Genomic DNA, 23,350 nt, shown 5'->3' on the forward strand with positions numbered 1-23,350 from the left:
ATCTCCGGCCGGGTCATGGTGCTGCTCCACGGGAAGTGTTCAAATGTTTACTTTCGACGGGCTGGCGGCGTCAAGGGTGTTTTCGGAGACTGAAGTCGGAGGGCGGAAGAATGTGCACGCGGATCAATCAATTCGTTACGCCTGGCAACATCCAGGAGTGGTTCGACATTGCCAGTGATCGAATCCCCTCGTTTCCAGCTCATCACAACAACGCCATCAACACGAAGGAGCCGCAGATCATCACGATCCGGCAGCGCGACGGTGAGCGTGTTGCGGACGTTCGGCGGTGGGGTCTAGTTCCCCACTGGTGTCGTGATCCCAAGGATGCACCGGCGACGCACAACGTCCGTTCCGAGACCATGAAGGAGAAGCCCTCCTTCAAGACGGCCTGGAGTCGCGGCAACCGTTTGATCATTCCCGTCCCGGGCGTCTACGAGTGGCCGAAGCCAACCTGGGGCCCGGGCACGCCGGCCCGGTACATCTTCCGACAGGACGGGGAGCCGATGCTGATCGCTGGACTCTGGTGGGACTGGAAGCACAAAGCACCGGACGGCACGGAGGCCGTGCTGCCGACCTTCACCATGAACACCTGCGAGCCAAACGGCGTTCTCAAGTCGATCCCACACGACCGCATGCTCTGCATTCTCGATCGGAAGGACATCGACGCCTGGCTGGATCCGGAGAACGCGGCGGCGGACCAGCTGTTGCGGCCCTGCCCGGATGAATGGCTCGACTACTACGTGACCACGGGATTCGTGAATAAGTGTGACAAGGAGCACCAAGGGCCGGCGTGTATCGAGAAGGGACCGTCTGGATCCGAACTGCCTCCGCCGCCCAAGGAGACGAAGACGCAGGTCCCCAGGAAGAAAGCCGCTCCGGCCAAGGACACGGATTAAGAATGATCCGACGCTGCAGAGCAGGAAGTCGCCATAGAGCCGGCGGCGGGCGCGACGGGCGAGGTAGGCAAAATGGTCAGGCCCAGCAGCGGCATCGACGTCGATCGAGAGCGCTTACTGGATCGCTCGCATCTCACCAGATCGCCTAGCACATGAAAAGTTGCGGCGACGAAGGGACGGTAGGCTGGGGCCAACCTACCCACCACCCCTTCGCTCTCGGCCGTTGTTGATACCGGCCGTCGAACGCGAAACGAACGCGGCGCCTGGCTCCACAAGACGAACTAGAGCCTGTTGTGGAGTTTTGTCATGGCCTGGCGCTAGTTTGCGTCGATGGAAAAGCCACGGAAGGTCTATCCCAGCGATGTCAGCGACGAAGAGTGGGAGTTCGTCGTTCCCTATCTCACTCTCATGCGGGAGGACGCCCCTCAAAGGGAGCATTCCCTGCGGGACGTCTTCGACGCCCTCCGCTGGTTGGTCAAGACCGGCGGTCAGTGGCGATATCTCCCCGGAGACTTCCCTCCCTGGCAGGTCGTCTATCAGCAGGCCAGAAGATGGGTGGCTGCCGGCGTTTTCGAGGCCATCGTCCATGATGTCCGGGAACTGCTGCGTCTGGCGGGAGATCGGAAGGCGAGTCCCTCGGCGGTCATCCTCGACGCCCGAACGATCCAGTCGACGCCGGAGAGCGGATCGCGAGCGGGGTACGACGGACACAAGCGGCGGAACGGCTCCAAGGTCCACGCCGCTGTGGATCCGCTCGGTCATCTCCTGGCTCTGACGGTGACACCCGCCAGCGAGCAGGAGCGGGCTCAGGTGGCCGAGCTGGCAGAACAGGTCCAGCAGGCAACGGGGCGAACCGTGACGCTGGCCTATGTCGACCAGGGTTACACGGGGGAGGCCCCAGCCGAGGCGGCTCGCGCGAAGGGAATCGACCTGGAGGTGGTGAAGCACACCGAGGCCAAGAAAGGCTTCGTTCTACTGCCTCGGCGATGGATAGTGGATCGAACCTTCGGGTGGCTGGCCCGCTTCCGACGTCTGGCCCGGGACTACGAACGTCTCGACTCCACGCTGGCCAGCTGGCACTGGCTGGCCTTCGCCACTCTCATACTCCGCAGAATGATGAATCTCGTCGCCGATAGTGCATAACAGGCTCTAGGGAAAACCCCTGGTAATTCGGTCGGGACCGCTTCATTGAGCTATTTCGACTTGAGCTCAAAATCCTTCGTCGTCCCGCCCGCAGGCACGTCGACGTAGAGCTCCGAAACGTCGAAGTCGTTGTACCTCCGAGGCATCATTTCAACGGCGCCAACGTCGGCCGCTGATTTGTCTGGAGGAACCGGCGACCCATCTTTCATCCCCATCCGAGAGATGATCACCTTGTATTTGCCGGGTTGAACCCCCGTCTCTTGCCCACGCCATTTCAATTCATACTTTCCTTGGTCGTCGGTAAACCCTACCGCCCCTAGCCCTCCTTTCTGACCGTCGGCGACGTAGGTCACCGCAGCCGACGTGAGCGGTTTCCCGTCCATCACGATCTTTCCGGACACGGGAACGAGTGTTGACGGTGGCTTTGAGCCACCGCCGCAACCCAGCAGGCAGACTACGAGTAGAACAGCGAACGAGCGAGGCATTTTGGCAGCCTGAAAAATGTGTGTGGCGATGAGAGATGGAGCGGACGTAGCGCGGCCCGAACGGTACGCCCGCTTCTGATAAGCGAGACCTGGATGTCACACGGGAACACCCGTGTAGCGGCAAGGGTGTTCAGAATTCTCCGGGAGGCAGGCCGTCCGAGACGCGCGAGAGACGTTGACGGATCACTAGGTCAAGCGAATCTGTCACGAACCGAGCTGCACCATCCCCGAGGAGAACGGTCGCGCCTCCTGCATGCACGCTGCCGGGAGCGCTCCATGTGCCGAGCTTTGGGGGTTGCTGAGTAATCGGCAACGCCCAAGCGCAGCAGTTCCAATCATTGATTGGAACACCTCTCGCGAAGTCGACACCCATTCCGACCCACTTCGAATAGCCCCACGTTCCAGTGATACCGTCCCGGATGTCTAGGGTCGTTTCACTGATGGCGACCGAATTGCTCATTCCATCGGGGACGTCCCGGATACGAGCAGCACTGTTGACGCCGAACATTCGCTTGTCGGTGCTGGCGACAGCCTCGTAATTGGTGCACGTACTCGACCAAGCATGTGTGCTGAACTCGTAGCTGGCCTTCGCTCCAAAGCGACCGGCCGTCGCGCCGGTTGGAGTGATGGAGTAGTTGGTATCGGTAGTCGAGCGGAAGAAGCGATCGCCGAAGTCTGAGGGGCACAGGAACGTTGGGATTGAAGTGGAAACGACCTCCTCGTTTCGCGGGACGCATGTCCCGACAAGTGGCCCCCCACCGGATCTTGTGTAATTCGAGGCCGGCGCGTCGTGGTCGTACTTGTTGTAAAGCGTCTGCTGATCGACGTACGGCAGAAGCATCGTCCACCCCCGCGTGTTCTTCGCGAAGGGAGGAATGAACGTCGCAGTGCAGGCTCCAGGGTGAGCCACCGAAAACGGAAAAATTCCGTGTGTCTCGTGGTAGTTGTGTAGAGCAACCCCCATCTGTTTCAAATTGTTGAGACATTGAGATTTGCGAGCGGCCTCACGGGCCTGCTGGACTGCCGGAAGCAAGATGGCGACTAGGACAGCGATGATGGCGATGACGACGAGTAGCTCAATGAGCGTGAACCCGCGAGAGCCGAAAGCACAAGCCCGCATGCGAACCTCCAGAACGAGAGGACGAAGTGTCCGGCAGAAAGGAGCTTGATCGTCTCGCGCCGATCCATCAGTGTCAACTGATGGCAGAATGGGCGTGAAAGCAGAGAGCGCGGCAGGACCATTGCCGACCTCGTATCCTGCAGATGGAAGGAAATCCCGTTCAAGCGTTTTGTTTCAAGTGCCCGCAGAAACGCCCCGCCAGGAAAACCCGGTGGAAGGTGCCGGCCACGCGCCGGAACCTGTTCAACCGAATTGACGGCAAAGTTGGAACGGCACGTAGAGAGAGCCCCGGGGACCGCAACAACACTCCTCTGGCCAATGTCTCATGGTCCTCGATGACAAAATCGGTCTTCGCAGTAGCGGCCCCCGTCTGGACCGATGCCTATCGAGCGTCGTTCTCTTTGCCCAAGACGTGGGCTGTGGCATGTCGCACGAGGGCGGCGGCCGTGTCTAGACGTAGCTTCTTCTTGATGTTGAATCGATGGTATTCGACCGTCTTCGGGCTCAGGTGCAGTTCCTGCGCGATCTGCTTCGTTCCCATTCCCTGCCCCAGCCGCTGGTAAACGTCCATCTCTCGGTCCGAGAGGCGTTCGAGGGGTGAGCGTTCGTCCACATTGGCGCCGGCTTGACTCATTAGAACACGGTCCGTTGCGCGAGGGCTGAGGTAGAGTTTCCCGTCGAGGACCTTTTCAATCGCCGCTATCAACGTCGGCACTGGCTCTACCTTGCTGAGGAACCCATGAGCTCCGGCCCGCAAGGACCGCTCGGCAAAGATGTCCTCATCCAAAGAAGACAAGACGAGCATTCGGCAGGCAGGTGCCACTTCACGGATGTTCTTGATCAGATCCAAACCATCAGTGAAGCCGAGCCGGAGGTCGAGAACTGCCAGATGAGGAAGAGTGTCCTGGACCACTCGGAGCCCATCGATGGCGTTGGATGCCTCACCACAGAGTTCCCACCCTGGCCGATTACGGATTACGTGAGCGATGCCAAGCCGTAGCACCTCATGGTCTTCGATGATCACAATGCGTTTCGGTGGAAGAACGTCCGGAAGGGAAGAAGAGTTCGAAATCATGGGCATGGACCACAAATGAAGCGAGTGGTAGACGCTCCTCGTCTGGTTCGGGTTAGTCTCCTGCAACGGGGCGGCAGGTGACGAAATTACGCTACCAATTGACCTACTTCCCGCCAAGAACGTGGAAGAGCCAAGCGAACATGTCCTGCGCGATCGGAACGTTCTGAGCTAGCCAACGGAAAGGGGCGTACAGCACGCGGAAAGGCAGCGAGAGCCCCTCGGGGATAAGCCCCTTCTGATAGAGCACACCGATCACGATGAAACTTCCCATGTAGACCGCGCTCAGGAGAGCGCACCAGCCAACCAACCGTGCGTATCTCCGCCCTGAAAGCATGCCGTCCCCCTCTTTCGTTACCCCTACTGAGCCTCACCATCAGATTGTCGGCTTGAAGAATCGTTGGTCAACGTGCGAAGAACAACGCCCGGGGACGGGAACAGAGCGTGAGGCGGTTCGGCCTTCACTCTCCTCTCGACCATCCCCGGTCGGGCTGGTGCGCAAGACACCCGGCTAAGGGAGAAATCCTGGCCGAGTGGGAGCGTCAGTGGTTGCGGGCACACCCCAGACGGGACTGAAGCAAACGGCGTGTCGCGGCACCCCCAGAAACAGTCTTGGATCCGGCCGTCAGCGCTCTGACGAGGGACTTCTGCCCACGCGAAGGGCAACGGGATTACCACATCTTCTACGTGAAGGCAATCTGCTGAGAGTCACGGGGCGCTTTCCGGGCGACGTGGCGATCTAATCACCGCCTCGACTCATCGCTTAAGTTGGTTGAGGGTTGTGGAGAGATCGTTCATATCCACCGGCTTTACGAGATGATGATCAAAGCCCGCCTCCTGCGAGCGGCGACGATCCTCCTCTTGGCCCCAGCCGGTCAACGCCACGATCACCATCCCATGCGACCATGCTTGATCGCGGATGCGGCGGCAGGCTTCGTAACCGTTCAGTTTTGGGAGGCCGATGTCCATGAGGATCATCTCGGGGCGATATATTTCGGCGGCTTCGATAGCGGCGGGACCGTCGCCGGCGGTGCGGATTTCGTGACCCATGAGTCTGAGCATCATGCCCAGGCTTTCGGCAGCGTCCCTGTTATCATCCACGACGAGGATCCGCCGCCTAGACTCCGCGACCATTCCGGCGCTGCCCCCCCGATGCGTTGAACCTTCCGGATTCTCGCTCAGCACCGGAATGCGAACCGTGAATTCGCTCCCCGAGCCCGGCCCCTCGCTCTTCACCCCGACCGTGCCGCCATGCATTTCGGTCAGCCGTCGCACGAGCGTCAGCCCGATTCCCAGCCCGCCCTGCGCCCGCTCCATGTTTCGGTCGACTTGCGAGAACATCTCAAAGATGCGGGGCTGAGCCTCAGCCGGAATTCCCAGACCGTTGTCCGATATTCGGACGATGGCATCGGTCCCATTCGTTTCCGCCGTAAGTGTGATCCTGCCGCGGGGCTCGGTGTACTTGGCAGCGTTATTCAAAAGGTTTGAGAATACTTGGGCCAGCCGTACTGGGTCAGCGTCGAGGTGCACGGGGACTGGCGTCAGCATCACGGAAAAAGTGTGGCCGGACTGCTCAATCAGCGGGCGGCTCGTCTCGACGGCGCTGTGGATGACTGCGGCCAGGGACACCCGCTCTTTGCGAAGCTCCAGCTTGTTGCGAGTGATCCGGCTCACGTCGAGGAGATCGTCCACAAGGCGGACCATGTGGGTGAGTTGCCGCTCCATCATCGTGCGGGCCTCCTCCACCATCCCGCCGTCCCCTCCGGCCAGCCGCAGCACTTGCAGACCGTTGCGAATCGGGGCCAGCGGATTACGCAGTTCGTGGGCCAGCATCGCCAGGAACTCGTCTTTTCGACGGTCGGCGTCCCGCAGCTCCCGGTACAGTTGCGTGTTCTCGATGGCGATGGCCGCGCGGTCGGCCAGATCCTTTGCCACCGCAAGGTCCGTTTCGTCGTAAATGTGGTCGGACTCGGCGACGATGAATGTCAGCACGCCGAGCGTCTTGCCCCTTACGGTCAGCGGCACGCCGATATATGACTTCAGCCCGAGCTCCCGCATGATGCGGAGCAATTCGTCGTCCTTGATGGATGCCACGAGCATATCGTCGGTAATGACAGGGACGATCTCTGCCCGGCTGGTCCGGAGGATGCTCCAGACGCCGCCGGGAGCCGAAGGATCGGGCGAGAATCGGCCGTGAATCTCGTGAGCCAGTTGCACCTTTGCGGTTTCGACATGGGCCACTGCGACCCGCCGCAAGCTCCCGGTTTCCTCCAGCACATCCACGGCGACCCAGTCGGCAAAGTGCGGCACTGCCAATGATGCCAGCTTTTGAAGCGTGCTGTCGAAGTCCACCAGCACGGCGAGTGCAGCGCTGGCGTCGGCGAGGAACCGGGCGGTCTTCTCCGACCGTTTCCGTGGCGTCACATCCAGCCCGATACCGATCATGCGAAGGGGCTGCCCATCATCCCCATAAAACACCTTCCCCGACCCGGCGATCCAGTGGACCGCACCGTTTTGCCGCAGGTTGCGGAACTCAGTGTAGAACTCGCCGCCATTCTCAAGGGCCTGCCGGATAGCTAACTGAACCGCTTCCCGGTCGTCAGGATGGACAAGCTGCTGGAAATGCTCGAACGTGCCTCCGAATGTGCCGGGGGCCAGGCCGTGCAGCGGCTCCAGGCTGTCGGACCACTGCAGCTCTCCGGTGCGGACGTTCCAATCCCACACTCCCATGCGACCGGCTTCCAGTGCCAGCCGAAGCCGCTCCTCGCTCTCTCGCAGCGCTGTCTCAGCCTCCCTGCGGGCCGTGATGTTGTCATGGACCAGTACCACTTCCTGGATCGCCCCTGAGTCGTCCTTGAGAGGGTAGGCGACGGCGGCGACCCATCGCACTGGGTCTTCGTGGCGAGTTTGATTCGGAATCGTCTCGTTAGGGTCGTACTTGACGGCCGGGATAAACGATGGCTCACCGGCGAACGCTCTTTGGATGAACGGCAGCACGCCCTTGGCCTCAAGCTGCCAGTCTTCGAGAACGTTGTAGCCATCGATCTGCTCGAGGGTGACGCCCCACAGTTCTTCCCAGGCCCGGTTCACCCGGATCGTGCGTCCATCCGGCGAGAAGACTTGGACGCTAAAAGGGGCCTGTTCCATCAGCCCCCGGAACCTCGCTTCACTTGTGCGGAATGACTCCTCAAGACGTTTGCGGTCGGTCACATCCTGCACCACTCCGTGCATGCCGACGACCTGATCGGCAGCATCGTAAATCGCCCGCCCCAACACGCCGATCCAAACCTGCGAGCCGTCCTTCCTGTTCACCCGATACTCGATGTCGTATTGCGCCCGCTCGACGATCACCCGCTCAACTTCCCGCCTCGCCCGCACCCGGTCGTCCTCGTGGAGCAATCGTTGCATCTCGGCCCAAGTCATGTGCGGGCCGGGCGGGATGCCGAATACTTCTGCTGCTCGATCGGAGAAGGTCACCACGTCGCTGGCGGCGTCCCAACTCCAGTCCCCTAGGTCGGCAGCGTTCAGAGCGAGATTCAGTCGCTCCGCAGCCGCCTGGGTCCGCTGGTGGAGGCGTGCATTGTCTATGGCGATGGCTGCATGTCCGGCAATCCCGACCAAGAGGCGCTCGTGTTGAATCGTAAACACACCCGCGTCGGCGTGACCGAAGAACAATCCGCCTAAGACTTCGCCCGTGCGGGAGACCACAGGCACAGCGAGATAGCTCTTTACTGGCAAGTGACCTTCCGGCATTCCGTAGTGCGGGGCCGATTTGCCGTAGCGGTCGTCTTGCGTGACGTCCGAAAGTCGGACGACGCCTTCGCCTCGAAAGGTCGCCGAGAAAATCGCCGTATTTCGGGGCATTGGAAAGCGGTCGAACGCCTCACGAGGGACGCCTGAAATGGTGTAGAGCGTGTACGCCTCACCCTGCTCACCGACGACGTTGTAGAAGAAAGCTCCGAATTGCGCTCCGCAAAGCTGCGTGCTTTCGTCGGTGACGATCTGCACCAGCCGCTGTAGATCGAGTTCTTGCGACAGCAGTCTGCCGATCCGCAGCAGCGTCTCGGCGTTAGCCGTCTGTTCCCAAAGTCCCTCCTCAACCCTACGTCGCTCCAGGAATTGTCCCACGGCTCCAGCCACTGTCCCCATCATTTCCAGAAGACTGGCATCGGCCGGCTCGGTACGACGGGTGAAGAACTCGATCACCGCCAGAAGCCGGTCCTCAACCATGACGGGACAGGCGAAGGCGCTGTGAAGCCCTTCTTCAGCCGCCGGCGCAATCCTGGGGAAGTTGGTGTCGGTCGCCACGTCGAGGATCCAAGCGGGCTTTCCTGTCGCCCAGACTCGACCGGGCAGGCCCTCACCCTTACGGAACGTGCGACTGCAACTGTCCCGCTCGAACTTTGTTACCGGCACGTCCGGATGATGCCAACTCGAACGGCATGCCAGGGCCGAGCCGTTCTCCGTGACGGCCCACAGCAATCCCACGTCCCAATTAAGGTGTTCGCCCACAGCTTTCAAGACGCCCGCGGACCCTTCTGCCGCCGTCGTCGATGCCGTAAGCGCTTGCGTTACGGCGAGTCGGGCGTTGCGCTGCCGCTCGCCCCGCTGCCGCTCGCTGATGTCTCGAAGATACGCCGTAAAGAGCGGCGAACCATCGTTCGAGATGTGATTAATCGCCATCTCGACAGGGAACTCCGTACCGTCCGCTCGCAAGGCCGGAAGTTCCAGCCGCTTACCGACGACCCGCCCCTTGCCAGTGGCGAGGTAACGGGCCATCCCCTGTCGGTACTGCTCACGAAGCGAGGGCGGGACGATAAACGCCGCTAGCTCTTGCCCGACGATTTCCTCTCGACGATATCCGAACAACTTTTCCGCAGCAGGATTGAACTCGACCACCTGACCCTGGTGGTTCATTGTGATGATGGCATCAAGAGCCGTCTCCAGGACAGCACTCTTGCGGGCCTCGCTCGCCTGCAATTCCCGCTCCTTCCGTCGCCGCTCTCCGATTTCCCGGAAGACCAGCACACTGCCGAAGATGCGTCCCTCGCTGTCTCGAATTGGAGCAGCGCTGTCGTCAATGGGGTATTCCGTTCCGTTTCTTGAGATGAGAACGGTGTGGTTCGCGAGTCCGACGATCTTGCCGTCCCGCAGCGCCCGCAGTGCTGGGTTCTCCACAGGCTCACGCGTATTCTCGTTGACAATGCGGAATACGTCCTCGAGCGCCGTCCCAGTTGCTTCTTCCGACTTCCACCCCACAAGCTCCTCGGCGACTGTGTTCAAGAACTCGACCCGGCCTTGGGCGTCGGTGCTGATGACGGCATCGCCGATGCTTGCCAAGGTGACACGCAGACGCTCTCTTTCCTGCTGCGTCACCTCGCGGGCCGCGGTTTCTTCAGCCAACCGACGCGCATTCTCCTCAGCTTGCTTACGGGCCGTCAGGTCTCGGGTGATCTTCGAGAAGCCGATGAGCTTTCCTTGCTCGCTCTTCAGCGTGGTGATCACGACGTTGGCCCAAAACTGAGAGCCATCCTTGCGCAGTCGCCAGCCCTCGTCTTCGAATCGTCCTTCGGCAGTCGCCACCCTGAGTTCTTGCTCAGGCCAGCCCCTGTCAATCACATCTTGCGGGTAGAACTTCGAGAAATGCTGACCAATGATTTCATCTGCCTTGTACCCTTTGATCCGTTCAGCCCCCGGATTCCAGGTTGCAACGCGGCCGTTCGGGTCCAGCACGAAAATGGCGTAATCTGTGACGTTTTCGACCAGCAGGCGCAGGAGAGAGCTCTCAGCATCCCTGGGATTCTCTAGCTGCGGCTGAGACATAAGGCGATTCTCGTGTGCTCACTTCCATCGATCTGACTCCAGGCGGCTTTCCTCCTGTGAGCGCAACCGCCGATTTTACCCTAATCGCGTTGTTGACAGGAGGGTCACAGCATCGCTCTCAAGCATTGATCCCGGTAAAATCGTCCGTTTGCGACTGACAATCTGCCCACCACAACTGGCATCCGAGGGAGCGTCCCTTCCCAGAACGCAGCAGGATTGTGCGTAGCTCTTGAAGACGGGGACGGATGGCGATGAGCGATTCTCGTCAAGTCGGTCAGCAACGTGTAACGGCGGACTTTCTTACCCAGGGGCGGGAGAGCGAGGAACAGTTTCGCCTGTTCATGAGCCGCAGCCCGGCCGCCGCCTACATGAAGGACAGAGACGGACGCTATCTGTTCGTGAACCCCGTGATGGAGCGGGCGTTTAACCGCCCGCTGTCCGCATGGGTGGGCAAGACGGACTTCGACCTGTTCCCGGTGGCCGAGGCCGAGCAGTATCGGGCGAACGATCAACGCGTTTTGGCCGCCGGTGCGCCCATCGAGGTCGTAGAGGCGGCCACGCAAGAAGACGGACCTCACCACTACCTATCCTTCAAATATCCTTTCTTGGGAGGTGACGGGCGTGTCCTCCTGGCAGGCATGTCGCTGGACATCACCAGGCAGAAGCGGGCCGAGGACGCCCTTCGAGCGAGTGAGGAACGATTTGCCCGATTCATGCAGCACCTACCAGGGCTGGCGTGGGTCAAGGACGCGGACGGGCGTTACGTCTTCGCCAACGACGCCGCGGTCAAAGCTTTTGGCACACCGCGGGCGGACCTCTACGGGAAGACGGATGCGGAGGTCTTCCCGTTCGAGACCGCAAGCCAGTTCCGCGAGAACGACCAACAGGCTTTGGCGGGTGTGTCCGGCGTACGGACGATCGAAACGCTGGAGCATGACGACGGGTTGGTCCACCACTCACTTGTCAGCAAGTTTCCAATTCCCACTACTGCCGGACAACCACTAATGGTGGGCGGGGTAGCCATCGATGTGACCGAGGAGTTGAAGACGCGGGCCGTCTTGGAAGAGTCGGAAGAGAGGTTTCGGGCTACGTTCGACCAAGCGGCGGTTGGAATCGCCCATGTGGGAACGGACGGCCGCTGGCTGCGGGTCAACAAGAAGCTTTGCGACATCGTAGGCTACGCCCCCGACGAGTTGCTCCGACTCACCTTCCAGGACATCACCCACCCTGAGGACGTAGGTGCCGACTTGGCCCAACTCCGCCGCCTTGTGGCCGGGGAGATCGCGACCTATTCGATGGAGAAGCGTTATTTCCACAAGGATCGCCGGACGGTCTGGATCAACTTGACTGTCGCCCTCGCCCGTACTCCCGCGGGCGAGCCGAAGTACCTGATCTCGGTGGTGGAGGACATCACAGGGAAGAAGGCAATCGAAGGGGCCCTCCGCGACAGCGAGCGACAGTACCGCACCCTGTTCGACAATATGGCCGAGGAGGTCCACTACTGGAAGGTTGAGCGAGACGAACGTGGGCGGATTACAACGTGGCGCCTGGTGGACGCAAACCCACCCGCCCTCCGGACGTGGGGCAAGTCGCTCGATGCAATCCGGGGTCGGACGACGGATGAGATCTTCGGTCCTGGCAGCACCGAGCACTACCGGGCGGTCGTCGAAAAGGTCATGGCCGAGGGCATCCCACACGCCTATGAGGACTACTTTCCGGCCCTCGACCGGCACTTCCGGTTCACCACTGTCCCTGTCGGGGACTACTTCATCACGACCGGGGCTGACATCACGGCCATTCAAAAGGCCCACGAGTCGCTGCGGCGAAGTGAGGACCGCTACCGGACGGTCTTGCAGTCGATTACCGACGCCTTCTTCGCCGTGGACCGCGACTGGCGGTTCACTTACGTCAACCGGCAGGCCGAGACTCTGCTTGGCCGGACACCGGGCGAACTCTTAGGGCGCGGCCTGTGGGATGAGTATCCCGGTTTGGTTGAGAGCGAGTTCGGGCCAGCCTACCGGCGCGTCATGGCTGCGCGAGTCACGGAATCGGTCACTTCCTTCTATCCGGACCACGACCGGTGGTACGAGGTCCACGTCTACCCCGCCGACGACGGCATCTCGGTCTACTTCCGCGACGTGAGTGGTCGGATGCGGGCCGACGAGGCGCTGAGGGCTGGGGAGGAACGGTATCGCACTCTGTTCAGTTCGATGGATGAGGGGTACTGCATCATCGAGGTGATCTTCGATCCGCCAGAGAGCGGCTTGGCCGTCGACTACCGATTCATCGAAGTGAATCCAGCGTTCGAGGCCCAGGCCGGGATGCGTGGCGTTGTCGGGCGGCGCATGTTGGAGTTCGTGCCGACCATCGAGAATCACTGGCTCGAAAACTACGGCCGGGTGGCCCTCACCGGCGAGCCGATCCGCTTCGCTAATGAGTATACCGGGCTGAACCGCTGGTTCGAGGTCTACGCCTTCCGGGTCGGGGCTCCCGGAGCTCACCGCGTGGCCGTCCTGTTTACGGACATCACCTCTCGAAAGCGGGCCCAGCGGGAGCTGGCCGAGGCCCATGAGTTCCTACACTCCTCTCTCGACGCCCTCTCCAGCCACATTGCCGTGTTGGATGAGAGCGGCGTGATCCTGGCTGTAAACGACGCTTGGCGGCGGTTCGCCGATGAGAACCGGTATGACGGCCACAACTACGGGGTCGGGGCCAATTACATCGAGGCGTGCGAGCCAAACTCGGTCAAGTGCGTCGATGTTGGTATGGTGACGGGCCTCAAGGACGTGTTGGCGGGGCGGGTGCCTTACTTCGAGTTCGAATACCCGTGCCACTCGCCAACCGAGGAGCGGTGGTTCGTCATGCGGGCGACCCAGTTCAAGTCGCCGGGGCCGGTGCGGGTGGTCGTGGCCCACGAGGACGTGACCCAGCGGAAGAGGGCCGAGGAGGCGCTGAAGGACGCCGACCGACGGAAGGATGAGTTCCTGGCGACGCTGGCCCACGAACTGCGGAATCCGCTGGCCCCCATCCGCAATGGCCTTGAGGTTATGCGGCTTTCGAACGGTGACCGGGAGATGGTCGAGAAGGCCCGCGGAATGATGGAGCGGCAGCTGTCGCAGATGGTGCATCTCGTCGACGACCTGCTGGACCTGAGCCGAGTCAGCCGGGGCAAGATTGAGTTGCGGAGAGAACGAATTGACTTGGCGAGGGCCGTGCAACAGGCCGTGGAGACCAGCCGACCGCAGATCGAGACGAATGGCCACCACCTGACCATCTCGTTGCCACCCGGACCGGTCTATGTGGACGCCGATATCACCCGGCTCGCCCAGGTGTTCTCGAACCTTTTGAACAACGCTGCGAAGTACACTGAGCAGGGCGGACGAGTCGAATTGTCCGTACAGCGGCAGGTGGGCGAAGTCGCAGTCTCGGTCCGGGACAACGGTGTGGGTATCCCCGCGAACATGCTCCCCAGAGTGTTCGAAATGTTTGCGCAGGTGGACCGCAGCCTGGAGCGCAGCCAGGGCGGCCTTGGGATCGGGCTCTCGATTGTCAAAAAGTTGGTCGAAATGCACGGCGGCAGCGTCGCTGTCGAGAGCGGCGGCCACGGGGCGGGCAGCGAGTTCACGGTCCGCCTGCCGGTCGTTCTGTCGGTGGCGATGCCGACAGACGGCGACGAGGAACACGCTCTTCCGTCGAGTCGCCGCAAGATATTGGTGGTGGACGACAACAAAGACGCTGCGACGAGTTTGGCGATGATGCTCAAGCTCATGGGTAATGAGACAAAAACGGCCCACGATGGAGTGGAAGCGTTAGATGTGGCGGCGACGTACCGGCCAGACCTCATCCTCCTGGATATCGGTATGCCTCGACTGAACGGCTATGAAACGGCCAAGCAAATTCGGCTGCAGGCTTGGGGCAAGTCGATAGTTCTGGTTGCGTTGACGGGTTGGGGCCAGGAGGAAGACCGACGCAAGTCGAGTGAGGCAGGATTCGATTCGCACATGGTTAAGCCCGTTGAGCCGGCCGCTTTAGAAAGGCTGCTGGCAAGCATGGCAAACAGAACTGTCTAGCCATTCCTGTCTCTGGGACTCGCCGCTGACCGCTGATGTGACAGTTCGCGGATGGCCAGTGTGGAGCGATCACCATACCGCTCCCAAAACCTTTCACCTTGCTTCGATTCGCGAATTGGCAAGGTACTAGCAGGTTACGATGACGGGTGGGAGTCGCAACGATCGCAACCGCGCGATGCTAGGCCGAAGACGAACAGCCAAGCAGCCCGACTGGTGCGATCGCCGATCATTCCCCACCACTCTTCCTTGGTGGTCGGAGCCGCGCTGCGAAGTTCACCGTAGAGCCATCGCCTAGTAGCGCGGGCGAGGTAAGCCAGGTTTTCGTGTGTCAAAAAGGGCATCCCCCGCGATCGTAATCGCTGACTGGATGGCTCGCACCTGACCAGGACATGTAGCGCACGAAACGTCCCGGTGAAGAAGGGACGGCAGGCCGGGGCCAACCTACCCACCGTCCCTTCTCTCTCAGCCGTACAAGTGATATCGGCGACTCGACTCACGAACGGAAAACGCTTCGAACGAAGACAACGAAAACCCGGGAAAACCTGGGTCGCACTTGCTCCCACCCCAATTTTACTTTCTTCGTGTTGTGGGGGGCGGACGCCCGGACGTAGCACTCGTCTGAGCGTCTTCTTTGCAACTGGTGTATCCTGTCCCGGCGGTGACACCCCAGGTCCGGCAGCTTGGAGGAGGGACGTCGCCGGGACATTTCTTCCGCCCGTTCGCTGGGCCAGGACGTATGCTTGAGACCTTGAGACACGCTGGCCGGACGCGAGCACGGAGTGGCTGCTCCGCGCTCAAGCGTCCGGCAGCGGTTGCATCGTCAAATACTCAGTTGCTCCCGGTCGGGCCCGGCGGGCTTGTGCGCTTCGATGATGAACGCAACTGCGACAAAGATGCGCGGACGATATGACCGCCGCTCGTGACGAAACCGATGCGGAGCTTTCCTCGTTCAAACGGGGTCAGGGTCGCCCCAACCCCTGGCGCCACATCGGTCATGCAACCCTGTCTGATGGTGAATTCGACACCGTGCAAACCAGACTCGTCAACGCGGATCAACGTCGATTCGACCTCGCCAATCGACGCGACCACAAGTGTGAGGGTCTCGTCAATGACAACGCTTTGTCCCAAAGATCTGGAGAGTACAAACACGCCGTGGTTGCCCGAGGACCGAGGAGGACGGTTCCATCGTCCCGCAATCATGGCACAGTCTCAAGGCAAATGAAGAGAGGCGGGATCGGCGCGCACTCCGACCCCACCTCGGGCGAATCCGCCGAAACGAATTCGGTTCTTCGGTGAGCGATCTTTGAGCCGGCGTTCTCAGAGGCCGCTTTCGTCCCCGCCGTGAGAATGACTTTTCGTCCACAGCTTCCAGCGCAATTGGCGGCGAACCGGTCCCGCGCTGCCCGCAGCACTCTTCCTGCAGCTATCCGACAATTGTCGTGCAAGCTGTCCCACCACACCCCGCCCCTGTCAGGAGACGGCTTTCCGCCCTTCCAGGGTCTCTAGCTCCTTGAGCAGATCTCTCGGGCGGACGGTGGTCAGCAGTTCCTTCATGTCGTCATCTTCCGTCTCGTCGAGTTCCAGCTTCTTGGCGATTGCGGAGACGAGACAGAGCAGCCGTGTCACTTCGTATTCCGCCAGTAGGTCGATTTGCAGATCGAGGTCGGCCCGCTGCTCCTCTAACTTTGCCTCACGGTTCTGACTCACAAGGACCATGAGCGTCAGGAAGATGGCTTCCAGCGAAACAACGGTGGTCAACAGCACGAAAGGGAACGGGTCGAAGGCCCCCTCCCCTTCCCACAAGTTGACGGCGATCCAGATTGCGAACCAAGCACAGTGGAAGTATGCGAACCCCATATTGCCAGCCAGCTCTGTGATTTTCCGGGCAATGCGTTCGCTGGCCGACTCTCTCCGCTCGATCTTCTTCCGAGCGTGGATGACGTCCTGAATGTTTCGCTGAACTACCGTGTTGCAGCTTTGCGCTGGGGACGTTTGGCCCCGCTTGTTGTCGATCATGGTGACACCTCGACAGTGCCACCCCGCAGAGGCTGTTCCATTCTGCTGCGGCAGGCGCGCGGGATGCAGATCCTTCGCACAACTAGGTTATTTCCTGCCGGAGGGACCCAATAGAACGAGGGGCCAAGATGGTCGCGGCGCGGCCGGAGGACGACATCGTCGTCGCCAAGTCAGAACTCCACATGCTGCAACAGATTTGCGGACAAGAGACGCCAATGGCAACGCCGACCGGGATTGTCGACTTCCTTCATCTCGATGCGCTCGTGCAGCAGCGGCTCGTCGAATCAACGGCCGCCGGCTACGCATGCACGGAACTCGGATATACCGTTGCGGGAATGCAGCCGTCTGAAACCTACACGGCAGCACTGCTCTACCGAGCGGCTGACATTGCCTCAATCTTGTGGAAGCGTAGGAAGTGAGATTCCCGCCGCCTTGAATACAAGAAGTACACGCGGCACGCCCGCAATTCGCACGCGGTGCACTCGAAGCCGCGATCAGCCGTGGTCACCTTTGTCGCCCTGCCCCTTCTTCGCAACGGTTTTCGCATGCCGCTGTCGATCCTGGCTGAGTGACCGGCCAACGTCGTCGCTCTCCTTGAACTGCCCATTCTCGTCGCGGCGGACGTACCGCTTGTCAGTTCCCGTGTCGATCAGTTCGCGTTTCGCAGCTGCTTTTCGTGCCATGACATCCTCCGATGCCCTTCGCTCTACACGCGGGATGCCGGCGCATGAGTTTCAGGCCAAGACCGGCGGCGCCTGACCTAAGGCGTGCATTGTCGCGTGCCGAGTCAACTCCTTGCTGCCCGACAATCCCAACTTCTCCACGATGTTCTGGCGGTGATACTCGACCGTCTTGACGCTGAGCTGCAGTTGGTGACCGATTTCCTTGACGGTCATACCGCGCCCGAGGCACTCGAACACCTCCATCTCGCGATCGCTGAGGGTCTCCAGTGGCGATCGATCGTGACCCGGGCGCCCGGTGCGTATCGCCAAGAGGCGTTCGGTCATCCGCGCGCTTACGGCAATCCGCCCTTCCAGTACTTTTTGGATCGCTTCAACGAGTGTCAGCAAAGGATCCTGCTTGCTCACGAACCCCTGAGCACCAGCTCGTAGCACCCGTTCGGCGAACAAATTCTCTTCTTGCGCCGAGAGCACGAGAACACTACACGACGGGACATCCCGACGGATCTGCTTGATCAGCTCCATGCTGTCGCCACCGGGAAGGCGCAAGTCCACAATCGCCAGATCCGGACGTGTTTCCTGAATCAGCTGAAGTGCGCGAACACAGTCCCCGGCTTCGCCGCAGAGCTCCCAGCCAGATCGATTCCGGACCACATGAGCGACACCCAGCCGCATCAGCTCGTGATCCTCGACGATCACAATCCGGCACGTTGGCCCGCATTCGGTAACGGGGGATGACTGCATGGGATGGGCCTCGGGCGAACTCAGAGGATGGAGCATCTAGGGTAGGCGATCGTGCAAGCTACTCCATTGGCACAGATTTTCCCAAGGTTTTGCCTAGTCTCGACTCCTCTCGGCCGTCGTCGGCCGCCGCTCCTGTCCACCGCCGTAAGCTCGCTCGGCACTCCTCAAGTCGTATCATCTCGAGAACGTCACTCGACTGAGCCCCGGCAAACCGGAGGGCCATTTCAAGTTTCAAGCGGCTTGAGGCACGGCAGTTGAGGGCCGGCCGGAGTTGGCACCAGCTCGGAAGGGACTGGAACTGGATCCGGTCAGACCACCGGCCCGGACGATTCCAGGGCGCCTCCGCCTGTTTCCCATCCTGCTACGGGCGACGATCTGAGCCCCGCCCAAACCGCCAGCTGGACGGCCCGCAGATCCTGCTTCAGTTCGCCGTGGCCTGCAGGTCGTCGGTACGGCCAAGCACGTAGGCCGTCGCGAGGCGCACAACTGCGCTGCTGCCGGAGAGTTGCAACTTCTCTTTGATGTTCTGGCGATGGTACTCGATGGTCTTGATGCTTAGATGCAGCTCGCTTGCGATCTCCTTGGCCGCCATTCCCCGGCCCAATCGTTCGAATACTTCCATTTCCCAGTCGGAAAGGAGTTCAAGCGGGGACCTCGCCCCTACTGCACCACCGGACCTGCCCGCCAAAATGCGGTCAGTCATTCGCTGACTCAGAGCGATCCGCCCTTCAAGCACTTTTTCAATCGCAGCCATGAGTGATGGCAGCGGCTCCTGCTTGCTGATGAAGCCTTGCGCTCCGGCCCGCAGGACCCGTTCAGCGAACAACTCTTCCTCCATCGCGGAGAACACAAGAATACGGCACCAGGGGACGGTGTCGCGAAGGCGCTTGATCAAATCCAGACCGTCCCCTCTCGCCAGCCGAAGGTCGACAATCGCGAGATCCGGCCGCTCATCTCGAATAAGCTGAATCGCCTGCAGGCATTCCTCTGCCTCACCACAGAGCTCCCATTCGGCGCGGGTTCGGATGAGATGTGCGACCCCGAGTCTCATCAGCTCGTGATCGTCGATTACGACGATCCGCCGGCGGCGAGCCTGGTCATCAGAAAATCCATTGTCGAGGCTCATGAGGACACCTGAACTGCGCGGGCGAAATGCCGTGGGTTCCACCCAGGGACCTTTACAGTATCGCGTCGGGCGATGATCCATCCCCGGACTTCCCCTAGTCCCAGTCCCCTGCTGTTGCTGGATTGATTCAGCATCCGGACTCGATGTGCCGGAAACCCGGCCACTAGCTCTACCAGACCGTGCCACTCGTCGTCACTGACATCGCTGGGACAGACCTTCCGTGTCTCTTTTAACGACGCAAACTAGCGCCAAGCCATGACAAAAGTCCACAACAGGCTCTAGCGACCGGCCCCCCGAGAGACTCGTCAGAAACCTCCGCCGCGCGTGTGGAGATCTCCGGGGCAATCGCTCGGTAAAGCCGAGGCAACATCGTGTCAGCGGCTGATCAAGTGGCGTCCCGATGAACGATGATCACTGCAGCCTGTGGAGGCAGGTCGGCCCCATCGTCATTCAGCTTCGTTCCATGAACGGAAGCCAGAAGAGTGCGATACGCCTTCCAACGTCCAGGAACTCGACACGAGGCTTTTGAAAAGTTGACGAGAACCGCTAATGGGCCGCGTTCCATTACCAGCCAGCCCGCTTCAGCCTCGCTACGGGTTTCAACCAGATCGAGACGGCCGGACGTCAGGGCGGGCAGAGATCGCCGTAGCTGGATGAGCTGCTGGTACCACCGGAGCAGCGCCTGATGTTCCGGCTCATTCCGTTCGCCCCAGTTGAGCTTCGAACAGAGAAAGGTCCACAGATCGTTCGGGTCCGGAACCTCCGAGGCCGGCAGACTGAACTCCTGCTGTCGCCCCTTTCGCACCGCCTGGGCGAGTTCCGGCTCGTCAGAGAAGTCGACGAAGTATTGAAATGGCGATGACGCCCCCCATTCTTCCCCCTGGAAGAGCATTGGGATATACGGTGATAAGACCGTGAGGGCGGCGCCGATCATCGCGGCCTGTGATCCCGACAAGTGTCCGATCCGCTCTCCCAGACCCCGATTTCCCAATTGGTCGTGATTTTGCAGGTAAGTCACAAACTGTCGCCCGGAGACATCGCCAGGAGAACGGCCATGCGTTCGGCCCCGGAAGGTCGACTGCTGCCCGGCGTAGACATACGGGCGGCGCAGTGAGAGCGCGAGGTCGTCCATCGGGTGGAAGTCGGAATAGTAGCTGTGATGTTCTCCAGTGAGAGTGACGTGCAGGGCGTGGTGCATGTCGTCGCACCACTGAGCGTCGAGACCGTAACCGCCGACCTCGCGGGGCTGAATCACCCGCGGGTCATTCAGGTCGCTTTCCGCGATCAGGACAAGGTGCCGTCCCAAGTGCGCACTCCATTCAGCTGTCCGCCGGGCCAGTTCCTCAAGGATGTGAACCGCTGAGAGGTCCACGATGGCATGAATCGCATCCAGCCGCAGGCCATCAATGTGGTAGTCGCGAAACCACATCAACGCATTGTCAAGGAAAAAGTTGCGGACCTCGCCGCTTTGAGGACCGTCGAAATTAAGCGCCTGTCCCTAAGGCGTGTGATGCCGATCAGCGAAGTATGGCCCGAACTGGGTCAACGTGTTCCCAACCGGCCCTAGGTGGTTGTAGACCACGTCCAGGATGACGGCGAGACCGTGTTGATGGCAGGCGTTCACGAACCGCTTCAGACCATGCGGTCCACCATAGGCTTCGTGAGGCGCGTAGAGGCAGACCCCGTCGTAGCCCCAGCCTCGACTCCCGTGAAACGTGGCGACCGGCATGACTTCGATGTGGGTGACCCCGAGATTGTTGAGGGCGGTCCAAAATGGCAGCGGCGGGCGGGGATCGGGGCGGTCGAATCTGACAGCGCACAGTTGTGCATCTTGAGAACACGGCAGGATGGAGGCGTCAGCCTCCGTCCTGTCCGTCGTCCCCGAGGTGCCTAGGAGTGCGATCCGATATGGAGTTCTGGAAAGAAGTCCGGCAGCAGGTCCTGACCGGCCAACTCACCCAGCGCGCCGCCTGCCGCAAATACAGCCTCGGCTGGCGGACGCTCAAGAAGATCCTGGCCCACGCGGAGCCGCCGGGGTATCGGAAGAACCAGCCTCGCCCCAAGCCCAAGCTGGAGTCGTTTCTCCCCGTCATTCACCAGATTCTGGAAGCGGACCGCACGGCGCCCAGGAAGCAGCGGCACACGGCCAAGCGGATCTTCGAGCGTTTGCGGGACGAGCATGGCTATCAGGGTAAGCTGACCGTCGTGAAAGACGCGGTCCGGGACTGGAAGCAATCCCACCAGGAGGTCTTCCTGCCGCTCTCCCATCCACCGGGTGAGGCTCAGGTCGACTTCGGGGAGGCGACGATCCGGCTCGACGGCCAGGAACGGAAGGTGGCCCTGTTCGTGATGACGCTCCCCTACTCGGGAGCGATCTTCCTGCAGGCCTTTCCCCGGGAATGCACCGAGACCTTCCTGGAAGGACATCGCCGGGCGTTCGAGTTCTTCGGAGGGGTTCCGTATCGGATCAGCTACGACAACTCCGCCATTGCGGTGATCGAGGTTCTCAAGGGTCGGGAGCGGAAGCTCACCCGGGAGTTCCTGCGTCTGCAGAGCCACTACCTGTTCCGGGAGCACTTCTGCCTCGTCCGCCGCCCCAACGAGAAAGGGCATGTCGAACGCCTGATCGGCTTCGCCCGGAGGAACTTCCTTGTGCCGGTTCCGCAGGTCGGTTCCCTGGAGGAACTCAACGCCCAGTTGCGGGAGCGGTGTCGGACGGATCTCGCGGAGCGGGTCCGTGGGAGAGGGAGTTCCAAGCAGGACCGGCTTCCAGAGGATCAGGCGGCCTTCCTGCCGCTCCCGAAGCAGACGTTCGAGGCTCGACGTGTGGGAGAGCGAACGGTCGACTCCCAGTCCCTGGTGCGGTTCGACGACAACGAGTATTCGGTTCCGGTCCGGTACGCCCACCGCAAGCTTCTGGTCGTCGCCACGGTCCAGGAGATCCGGCTCGTCCATGAAGACCGACTGGTGGCCCGGCACCTGCGGTGCTGGGACCGGGAACGGACGTTTTTTGAGCCCGTTCACTATCTGGCTCTGCTGGAGCGGAAGCCTGGCGGCCTCGACTACGCCCGCCCTCTGGAGCAATGGGGACTGCCGGAGTGCTTCGCGGTGCTCCGGCGACGCCTGGAGGCGGGAGATCCCCGCTCGGGAACGCGGTCGTACATCCGGGTCCTGCGGCTGCTGGAGAAGTTCTCTCTGGCCCAGCTGTCGGCCGCGGTTGAGTACGCGCTGGACATCGATGTAATCGATCCGGACAGCCTCCGGACGATCGTTGAACATCGGGCGGAGCGCCCTGCAGAGCTGTTCCGGCTCGACGGCCGGCCGCATCTGGCTCATGTGCGGGTCGAGACGACCTGCGTCGCCTCCTACCAGGCCCTTCTGGAAGGAGGGACGCCATGACCGACACGAAGAGCACGGTGCTGCTGAAGCACCACCTCAAACAGCTCAAGCTGCCGACGATGCAGCAGGAGTGTGAGAAGGTCGCCCAGCGGTGCGCCTCTGACAATGCGGATCACCTGGCGTACCTGCTGCAGCTCTCGGAGCTGGAGCTGATCGAGCGGGAACGGAAGGCGGCGGACCGGCGGCTCAAAGCCGCCCGGTTCCCGGCGGCGAAGCTGCTGGACGAGTTCGACTTCGCAGCCCGTCCCAGCGTGAACAAGCCGCTCGTGTTGCTGCTGGCGAAAGGAGAGTACCTCGATCGGCGGGAGAACATCCTGCTGGTCGGTCCTTCCGGGACCGGGAAGTCGCACCTGGCGACGGCGCTGGGAATGGCGGCCTGCGCCCAGGGCCGCAAGGTGCGGTTCTTCCGGGTGACGGAGCTGATCACACAGCTCCTGGAAGCCAAGGAAGAACGCCAGCTTCTGCGGATGCGGCAACACCTGGCGAAGCTGGACCTCTTGATCCTGGACGAGCTGGGCTACGTCCCGGCCAGCAAGGCCGGCGCCGAGCTGCTGTTCGACGTGATCGCAACGGCGTACGAGCGGAACAGCCTGATCGTGACGACGAACCTGCCGTTCGAGAACTGGACGGAGGTGCTGGGGAGCGAGCGCCTTACGGGCGCCGCGCTCGATCGTCTGACGCACCGCTGCCACATCCTGGAGACGCAGGGCGAAAGCTACCGCCTGCAGGACGCCAAACGCCGGCGGAAGTCCGGCTGAGCGGCTTTCCCGGCTCGA

17 protein-coding genes are annotated in these 23,350 nt (G+C 61.3%); 6 read left to right on the forward strand and 11 right to left on the reverse strand.

Features of this window, described 5'->3' with window-relative positions:
- Positions 1-110 precede the first annotated feature (110 nt).
- A complete protein-coding gene (locus VT03_RS05730; RefSeq protein WP_075092105.1) occupies positions 111-896 on the forward strand; it encodes an SOS response-associated peptidase in 786 nt (261 codons plus the stop codon).
- Between the two features lie 330 nt (positions 897-1,226).
- Positions 1,227-2,039 (forward strand): IS5 family transposase, encoded by an 813-nt coding sequence (locus VT03_RS05735; protein WP_075092106.1) that lies wholly within the window; start codon positions 1,227-1,229, stop codon positions 2,037-2,039.
- 50 nt (positions 2,040-2,089) lie between these two features.
- On the opposite strand, the gene VT03_RS05740 is transcribed toward VT03_RS05735, so the two are convergent.
- From VT03_RS05740 to VT03_RS34090, 5 genes are all read right to left on the reverse strand, one after another.
- Positions 2,090-2,440, reverse strand: a complete 351-nt coding sequence (locus VT03_RS05740) for a carboxypeptidase-like regulatory domain-containing protein (protein ID WP_156514313.1) — start codon at positions 2,438-2,440, stop codon at positions 2,090-2,092.
- Positions 2,441-2,654: 214 nt separating this feature from the next.
- Positions 2,655-3,644 carry a DUF1559 domain-containing protein gene (locus VT03_RS05745; protein ID WP_075092108.1) on the reverse strand — a complete coding sequence of 330 codons (990 nt, stop codon included), beginning with the start codon at positions 3,642-3,644 and terminating at the stop codon, positions 2,655-2,657.
- Between the two features lie 382 nt (positions 3,645-4,026).
- Positions 4,027-4,719, reverse strand: coding sequence for a response regulator (locus tag VT03_RS05750; protein ID WP_075096948.1), 693 nt, complete (start codon positions 4,717-4,719; stop codon positions 4,027-4,029).
- A gap of 103 nt (positions 4,720-4,822) precedes the next feature.
- Positions 4,823-5,026, reverse strand: a complete 204-nt coding sequence (locus tag VT03_RS05755; RefSeq protein WP_075092109.1) for a hypothetical protein — start codon at positions 5,024-5,026, stop codon at positions 4,823-4,825.
- 446 nt (positions 5,027-5,472) lie between these two features.
- Positions 5,473-10,539, reverse strand: a complete 5,067-nt coding sequence (locus VT03_RS34090; RefSeq protein ID WP_075092110.1) for a PAS domain S-box protein — start codon at positions 10,537-10,539, stop codon at positions 5,473-5,475.
- Between the two features lie 251 nt (positions 10,540-10,790).
- On the opposite strand from VT03_RS34090, the gene VT03_RS05765 reads away from it, so the two are divergent.
- On the forward strand, positions 10,791-14,609 hold the full coding sequence (locus tag VT03_RS05765) for a PAS domain-containing protein (RefSeq protein WP_197489209.1): 3,819 nt from the start codon (positions 10,791-10,793) through the stop codon (positions 14,607-14,609).
- Positions 14,610-16,079: 1,470 nt separating this feature from the next.
- Here the strand turns inward: VT03_RS05765 and VT03_RS05770 are convergent.
- Complete coding sequence (locus VT03_RS05770) at positions 16,080-16,625, reverse strand: DUF1003 domain-containing protein (protein ID WP_075092112.1); 546 nt, start codon at positions 16,623-16,625, stop codon at positions 16,080-16,082.
- Positions 16,626-16,753: 128 nt separating this feature from the next.
- Here VT03_RS05770 and VT03_RS05775 point away from each other — a divergent pair, with 128 nt between their 5' ends.
- The gene (locus tag VT03_RS05775; protein WP_075092113.1) at positions 16,754-17,044 is read left to right on the forward strand and encodes a hypothetical protein; all 291 of its coding nucleotides are present in this window, start codon (positions 16,754-16,756) and stop codon (positions 17,042-17,044) included.
- A 75-nt stretch (positions 17,045-17,119) separates the two neighbouring features.
- Here VT03_RS05775 and VT03_RS05780 read toward each other — a convergent pair whose 3' ends face one another.
- The 5 genes from VT03_RS05780 to VT03_RS05800 all read right to left on the reverse strand — a co-directional run bounded on the left by VT03_RS05780 (position 17,120) and on the right by VT03_RS05800 (position 21,078).
- Positions 17,120-17,308, reverse strand: coding sequence for a hypothetical protein (locus VT03_RS05780; RefSeq protein ID WP_075092114.1), 189 nt, complete (start codon positions 17,306-17,308; stop codon positions 17,120-17,122).
- A gap of 51 nt (positions 17,309-17,359) precedes the next feature.
- Complete coding sequence (locus VT03_RS05785; RefSeq protein ID WP_075092115.1) at positions 17,360-18,049, reverse strand: response regulator transcription factor; 690 nt, start codon at positions 18,047-18,049, stop codon at positions 17,360-17,362.
- Between the two features lie 421 nt (positions 18,050-18,470).
- Positions 18,471-19,175 carry a response regulator gene (locus tag VT03_RS05790; RefSeq protein WP_075092116.1) on the reverse strand — a complete coding sequence of 235 codons (705 nt, stop codon included), beginning with the start codon at positions 19,173-19,175 and terminating at the stop codon, positions 18,471-18,473.
- 385 nt (positions 19,176-19,560) lie between these two features.
- Entirely contained in the window at positions 19,561-20,604 is a 1,044-nt protein-coding gene (locus tag VT03_RS05795; protein WP_075092117.1) for a DUF3459 domain-containing protein, read from the reverse strand.
- 69 nt (positions 20,605-20,673) lie between these two features.
- Positions 20,674-21,078, reverse strand: coding sequence for an alpha-amylase family glycosyl hydrolase (locus VT03_RS05800; protein WP_315850211.1), 405 nt, complete (start codon positions 21,076-21,078; stop codon positions 20,674-20,676).
- Between the two features lie 5 nt (positions 21,079-21,083).
- On the opposite strand from VT03_RS05800, the gene istA reads away from it, so the two are divergent.
- Positions 21,084-22,574: an IS21 family transposase gene (gene istA / locus VT03_RS05805; protein WP_075092119.1), complete on the forward strand. Its 1,491-nt coding sequence runs from the start codon at positions 21,084-21,086 to the stop codon at positions 22,572-22,574.
- On the forward strand, positions 22,571-23,332 hold the full coding sequence (istB, locus tag VT03_RS05810; RefSeq protein WP_075092120.1) for an IS21-like element helper ATPase IstB: 762 nt from the start codon (positions 22,571-22,573) through the stop codon (positions 23,330-23,332). Before istA ends, istB begins: the two co-directional genes overlap by 4 nt.
- The last annotated feature ends 18 nt before the right edge of the window (positions 23,333-23,350 follow it).

The sequence above is a fragment of the Planctomyces sp. SH-PL14 genome (assembly GCF_001610835.1).
GTDB lineage: Bacteria > Planctomycetota > Planctomycetia > Planctomycetales > Planctomycetaceae > Planctomyces_A.

Excerpts from the sequence above, each read along its gene's own strand:
- VT03_RS05730 (WP_075092105.1), top strand. The coding sequence starts at position 111 with ATGTGCACGCGGATCAATCAATTCGTTACGCCTGGCAACATCCAGGAG.
- VT03_RS05795 (WP_075092117.1), bottom strand. The coding sequence starts at position 20,604 with ATGTGGTTTCGCGACTACCACATTGATGGCCTGCGGCTGGATGCGATT.
- VT03_RS34090 (WP_075092110.1), bottom strand. The coding sequence starts at position 10,539 with ATGTCTCAGCCGCAGCTAGAGAATCCCAGGGATGCTGAGAGCTCTCTC.
- VT03_RS05790 (WP_075092116.1), bottom strand. The coding sequence starts at position 19,175 with ATGAGCCTCGACAATGGATTTTCTGATGACCAGGCTCGCCGCCGGCGG.
- VT03_RS05750 (WP_075096948.1), bottom strand. The coding sequence starts at position 4,719 with ATGATTTCGAACTCTTCTTCCCTTCCGGACGTTCTTCCACCGAAACGC.
- VT03_RS05770 (WP_075092112.1), bottom strand. The coding sequence starts at position 16,625 with ATGATCGACAACAAGCGGGGCCAAACGTCCCCAGCGCAAAGCTGCAAC.
- VT03_RS05780 (WP_075092114.1), bottom strand. The coding sequence starts at position 17,308 with ATGGCACGAAAAGCAGCTGCGAAACGCGAACTGATCGACACGGGAACT.
- VT03_RS05785 (WP_075092115.1), bottom strand. The coding sequence starts at position 18,049 with ATGCAGTCATCCCCCGTTACCGAATGCGGGCCAACGTGCCGGATTGTG.
- VT03_RS05775 (WP_075092113.1), top strand. The coding sequence starts at position 16,754 with ATGGTCGCGGCGCGGCCGGAGGACGACATCGTCGTCGCCAAGTCAGAA.
- VT03_RS05735 (WP_075092106.1), top strand. The coding sequence starts at position 1,227 with ATGGAAAAGCCACGGAAGGTCTATCCCAGCGATGTCAGCGACGAAGAG.
- VT03_RS05765 (WP_197489209.1), top strand. The coding sequence starts at position 10,791 with ATGAGCGATTCTCGTCAAGTCGGTCAGCAACGTGTAACGGCGGACTTT.
- istA (WP_075092119.1), top strand. The coding sequence starts at position 21,084 with ATGGAGTTCTGGAAAGAAGTCCGGCAGCAGGTCCTGACCGGCCAACTC.
- istB (WP_075092120.1), top strand. The coding sequence starts at position 22,571 with ATGACCGACACGAAGAGCACGGTGCTGCTGAAGCACCACCTCAAACAG.
- VT03_RS05745 (WP_075092108.1), bottom strand. The coding sequence starts at position 3,644 with ATGCGGGCTTGTGCTTTCGGCTCTCGCGGGTTCACGCTCATTGAGCTA.